General features: G+C 69.4%; 5 protein-coding genes and 1 pseudogene. 5 read left to right on the top strand and 1 reads right to left on the bottom strand.

Going from position 1 to position 4,867, the window contains the following annotated elements; all coding sequences use genetic code 11:
• Together HUV06_RS14665 and HUV06_RS16535 are read left to right on the top strand one after the other, a co-directional pair.
• The coding region (locus HUV06_RS14665) for a LytTR family DNA-binding domain-containing protein (RefSeq protein ID WP_217433904.1) at positions 1-796 on the top strand (796 nt) is incomplete at its 5' end.
• Between the two features lie 166 nt (positions 797-962).
• Positions 963-1,205: pseudogene (locus HUV06_RS16535) on the top strand (helix-turn-helix domain-containing protein).
• Between the two features lie 269 nt (positions 1,206-1,474).
• Here the strand turns inward: HUV06_RS16535 and HUV06_RS14655 are convergent.
• Positions 1,475-1,789 (bottom strand): hypothetical protein, encoded by a 315-nt coding sequence (locus tag HUV06_RS14655; protein WP_174301990.1) that lies wholly within the window; start codon positions 1,787-1,789, stop codon positions 1,475-1,477.
• Between the two features lie 125 nt (positions 1,790-1,914).
• Here HUV06_RS14655 and hppD point away from each other — a divergent pair, with 125 nt between their 5' ends.
• The 3 genes from hppD to HUV06_RS14640 form a co-directional block, all read left to right on the top strand.
• Entirely contained in the window at positions 1,915-2,985 is a 1,071-nt protein-coding gene (gene hppD, locus HUV06_RS14650) for a 4-hydroxyphenylpyruvate dioxygenase (RefSeq protein WP_174301989.1), read from the top strand.
• 76 nt (positions 2,986-3,061) lie between these two features.
• Positions 3,062-4,339, top strand: coding sequence for a homogentisate 1,2-dioxygenase (hmgA, locus tag HUV06_RS14645; RefSeq protein WP_174301993.1), 1,278 nt, complete (start codon positions 3,062-3,064; stop codon positions 4,337-4,339).
• A 171-nt stretch (positions 4,340-4,510) separates the two neighbouring features.
• Positions 4,511-4,867, top strand: a 357-nt coding sequence (locus tag HUV06_RS14640) for a FoF1 ATP synthase subunit delta (protein WP_174301988.1), incomplete at its 3' end; no start/stop codon positions are given.

The raw sequence follows: 4,867 nt of genomic DNA, 5'->3' as shown, positions 1-4,867 counted from the left end.
GGCCATGCGGATGGCGGGAATGATCGGACGCCCTGAGACGTGGGCCCGCAGGTTGAGCTGGGCTACGGCGATCGGCTTGGCCTTAGGCGTGATCGGCCCGTTTGGGAGCTACGGCAACGGCGGCGCGGTGGAGCGGATCGCCTACTGGACGGGGCTGCTCTGGGCCGGCACGCTGCTGTTGGGGGTGAGCGTAGGCGCCGCCGTGAGGTTCGGGGCAGCCCGCGGGTTCCCCACGCCGTTCACCGCGGGCGTGGCGACCTTGGCGGCCTGCGCGCCGTTGGCCGCGGTGGTCGCAGGCGTTGGGCGAAGCGTCTGGCCCCGCTACACGGGGTTCCTGAGCCCGCTCGACTGGTACGCCCAGACGGTCTTCATCGCCGCGCCCCTGGTAGCCGCCGTGCTGTGGCTGGAGCGGGTCAGGGCTGGACCTTCGGGCGCTCCCGAGCTGGCCCACTCGGCAGAAGCTATCGTGGCGCCCGCAGCGCCGATCGGCGCCGCAGCCTCAGGGCTGCCGCCGCAGCTCCGCGCTGACGTCCTCTGCCTCCAGATGGAGGATCACTACGTGAGGGTGCACACGCCCCAGGGCTCCGAACTGGTCCTCATGGGCCTGCGCCGAGCCATGACCGAGGTGGGTGTGAGCCGAGGCGAGCAGGTGCATCGCTCCTGGTGGGTGACCCGCACCGCCGTGCAGCGCGTGGAGCAGGAGGGCCGGACTGCAACGCTGGTGCTGGAAAACGGCTTGCGCGTTCCAGTCGCGCGAAATCGGGTCGCCACACTTCGCCAAGCCGGGTGGCTCTGACGCCTCGAAGGCTCCTGCTGTCTTGCAAGGTGATCAACCCCTTCTCCGGAGCGCGTCACAGACCTCTCGTTCGGAGGCTGGGAGATCACGACCAGCTCGCGCGATCTCGGCCGCATCGACGTCATGAGGCTCGGGCGCGAGATCGAGACGCTGGAGGGTTCGTCTGATGCCCGTCACCGTCCGCCACGACGTCATGCTGGCCCGCCGCGAGGTGAGGTCCAAAGCTCTCGCCCAGGCCGTCGGCATCACCGAGGCCAACCTGTCGCTGCTGAGATCCGGCAAGGTGAAGGGGCTGCGCGTCTCCACCTGGTAGGCGATCTGCGATTATCTCGACTGCCAGCCGGGCGACATCCCGGAGTTCGAGCAAAGGCGGCCTGAGGCGGAGCCGAAACGCGCCGAGACGGGCTGAGTTATCGGGGCGGGGAAGCTTCTCTCCTCATGTTGTTGAAGTCGGCCACCAGGGTAGGAGCGGATGGCGGCGGCGTAGCGCCGCCTTCCTCGCCGCAGAAGTCCGGACAAGGGACGGGTTACTCTGCCAACGCGTGGTACCTAGCGGGATACCTTCGGGCTCCAATAAGCTGGTGGATGCGGCCTTGGGCCCTGCGTTTAAAAGATTTTCTTGGCTTCGCTCACGAGAGCAGAGCCCTCCTGCCGGGCCCACCACCTGGAGCGGCGATGTCAGGGCGCCACGAGCACGCCCAAGGCGGCCAGCAGGACGCCGCCCCGGGACGCCGCAAGCTTGCTGTCATGGGCGCCGAGTTCGGCCGCCAGGACCCGGGCCGAGGCCGCCAGCACGATGGCGGCGCCCAGCCTGCGCGTCGGCTTCAGGATCATCAGCACGCCGCCCAGCACCTCGGCGGCGGCCACCTGGCGCATCTGGTTCTGGGTCCAGCCGAGATGGCGGAACATGCCCTGATAGGCGCGGTCTCCCAGCAGCTTGTCCGCGCCCGCGACCGCGACGCCCGCGCCTATGACCTGGTGGCTCTTCAGCATGATGTTTCCTCTCCCAGGCTGAACCGATGGATCGCCGGGATGTTCATCGTGGCGTGGATGATGCGGTGCTTTGACGACCGATGTCCAAAGCGTAACGTCACCTCAGATCAGGGGAGGACACCGCCATGGCCGATCTCGAGGCCAATCCGCTCGGCCTGGACGGATTTGAATTCTGCGAGTTCACCTCGCCCGACTCCGCCGCCATGGCCGCCCAGTTCGAGCAGCTGGGCTTCGTGGCCGCCCATCGTCACCGCGATCGCGACATCGTCCACTATCGTCAGGGCCGCATCAACCTGCTGCTGAACCGGAGCGGCGAAGGCCAGGCGGCGGAGTTCCGCTCGGCCCACGGCCCTTCCGCCAACGGAATGGCCTTTCGCGTCGCGAACGCCGACACGGCCTATGAGGCGGCGCTGGATCGCGGCGCCAGGCCGGCGAACGCCGGCCGCGGCGCGCTCGGCGAGGGCTCGCGGGTGCTGGAGGGGATCGGCGGCTCCAACCTCTACCTGGTCGATCGGCACGGGGCGGCCGGCGAGCTGTACGACGGCTGGGCCGAGGTCCCCGGCTGGCGCGAGGCGGCGGCCGCGAACAGCGTAGGCCTCGACCTGCTCGACCACCTGACCCACAATGTGCGCCGCGGCGAGATGCGCACCTGGTCGGAGTTCTACCGCAAGCTGTTCGGCTTCGAGGAGCAGAAATACTTCGACATCAAGGGACAGGCCACGGGCCTGTTCAGCCAGGCGATGATCGCGCCCGACAAGGCCATCCGCATCCCGCTGAACGAGAGCCAGGACGAGACCTCCCAGATCGAGGAGTTCATCCGCGAGTACAGGGGCGAGGGCATCCAGCACCTGGCGCTGACCACGCCCGACATCTTCGCCACGGTGGAGAAGCTGCGCGCCCGGGGCGTGAAGCTGCAGGACACGACCTTGACCTATTACGAGCTGGTCGACAAGCGCGTGCCCGGCCACGGCGAAGACCTTGAGCGGCTGCGCAGCAACCGCATCCTGATCGACGGCAATGTGGGCGAGGAGGGCCTGCTGCTGCAGATCTTCACCGAGAACCTGTTCGGCCCGATCTTCTTCGAGATCATCCAGAGGAAGGGCAACCAGGGCTTCGGCGTCGGCAACTTCCAGGCCCTGTTCGAGTCCATTGAGCTGGACCAGATCCGGCGCGGCGTGATCAAGGTGGACGCCTGAGGGCGGGGCGGTGACGATCCAGCCGTCCGGCGAGCGCGCGTTCGTCGCAGCAGCCGCCGCCACGCCGGAGCCCGCGATGATCCCGGGCTTCGGCAACCATGTAAGCACCGAGGCGGTCGCGGGCGCCCTGCCGGTCGGCCAGAACTCGCCCCAGCGGCCGCCGTTCGGACTCTATGCAGAGCAGCTGTCCGGCACGGCCTTCACGGCGCCCCGGGCGGAGAACCGGCGGTCGTGGCTCTACCGCCTGCGGCCCGCCGCCAGCCACGCGCCGTTCCAGCTTTACGGGCGGGAGACGCGGCTGCGCACCGCACCCTTCGAGGAGATGCCCGCGACGCCGAACCGCCTGCGCTGGGACCCGCTCGGCACGCCGCAGACGCCGACCGACTTCCTGGACGGCCTGGTGACCTACTGCGGCGCCGGCGACGTCAACGCCGGCTCGGGGCTCGGCGTGCACCTCTACGCCGCCAACCTGTCGATGGAGCGGCGGGCGTTCCAGAACTCCGACGGCGAAATGCTGATCGTGCCGCAGCAGGGGCGGCTGCGGCTGGTCACCGAACTCGGCGTGGTCGCGCTGGAGCCGCAGCAGGTCGCCGTCGTGCCCCGCGGCGCCCGCTTCCGGGTCGAGCTGCCGGACGGAGCCGCGCGAGGCTATGTCTGCGAGAACTACGGCGCCCTGCTCCGCCTGCCGGACCTCGGCCCCATCGGATCGAACGGCCTCGCCAATCCGCGCGACTTCGAGACGCCGGTCGCCGCCTTCGAGGACGTCGAGGGCGGCTTTGAGCTCGTGCAGAAGTTCCAAGGCGGCCTGTGGACAACATTGCTGGACCACAGCCCCTTCGACGTGGTGGCCTGGCACGGGAACCTGGCGCCCTACCGCTACGACCTGCGCCGGTTCAACGTCATCAACACGGTCAGCTTCGACCATCCCGACCCGTCGATCTTCACTGTCCTGACCTCTCCGTCGGAGACGCCGGGGACCGCCAATGTCGACTTCGTCATCTTCCCGCCGCGCTGGATGGTGGCCGAGCACACCTTCCGGCCGCCCTGGTTCCACAGGAACGTCATGAGCGAGTTCATGGGCCTGGTGCACGGCGCCTACGACGCCAAGGCCGGCGGCTTCGCGCCGGGCGGCGCCAGCCTGCACAACTCCATGAACGGCCACGGGCCGGACCGGGCGAGCTGGGAGGGTGCGAGCGCGGCCGAGCTGAAGCCGCACAAGATCGAAGGGACGCTGGCCTTCATGTTCGAGAGCCGCCGCGTCCAGCGCCCCACCGCCTGGGCGGTGCGGACGCCGCTCATGCAGCTCGACTACGACGAGGTCTGGGCCGACTTCCCCAAGGCGCAGATGCCATAGCGCGTGACCGGGACCCCTTGGTTGCGGGCTCGCCGCACCCGTGCTATCGCCCCGCGACCCCTCGAAGGCATCTGCTCTCGCGGGCTTTTCTTGCGCGCCGATCATCGCTTCCGCCGCCTTTGGGTGCAGCCGGGGGCGGTCAGGGCGGGGCGGCAGACCGGGCGAATTCGATTGGCTGACGACTCCAGACACGCGGACGTGGGCGCGCGCTATGCGCAGGCGCTCTACGACCTCGCCGAGCAGGGCGGCTCCGTGGCGGCGGTCGAAGCCGACCTGACCGGACTGGTGCAAATGCGCGCCGAGAGCCGGGATTTTCGGCGCCTGCTGGACTCCCCCACCTTGGGCGCCGAGGACAAGGCTAAGGGCGTGCTGGCCATCGCCGACGCCGCTCAGGTGACGCCCCTCACCCGCAAGTTCCTGGGCCTGCTCGGAGCCAACGCCCGCGTGGCCGCCCTGCCCGCGATCGCCTCCGCCTACAAGCGTCTCGCCGCCGACAAGCGCGGCGCCATCGCGGCCGAGGTGGTCACC

Origin of the sequence: Caulobacter sp. S45 (assembly GCF_903642205.1) — a bacterium.
Classification (GTDB): domain Bacteria; phylum Pseudomonadota; class Alphaproteobacteria; order Caulobacterales; family Caulobacteraceae; genus CAHJWH01.
Note: the sequence above shows the minus strand (reverse complement) of the source record. Positions and strands in the feature narration are given on the sequence as shown.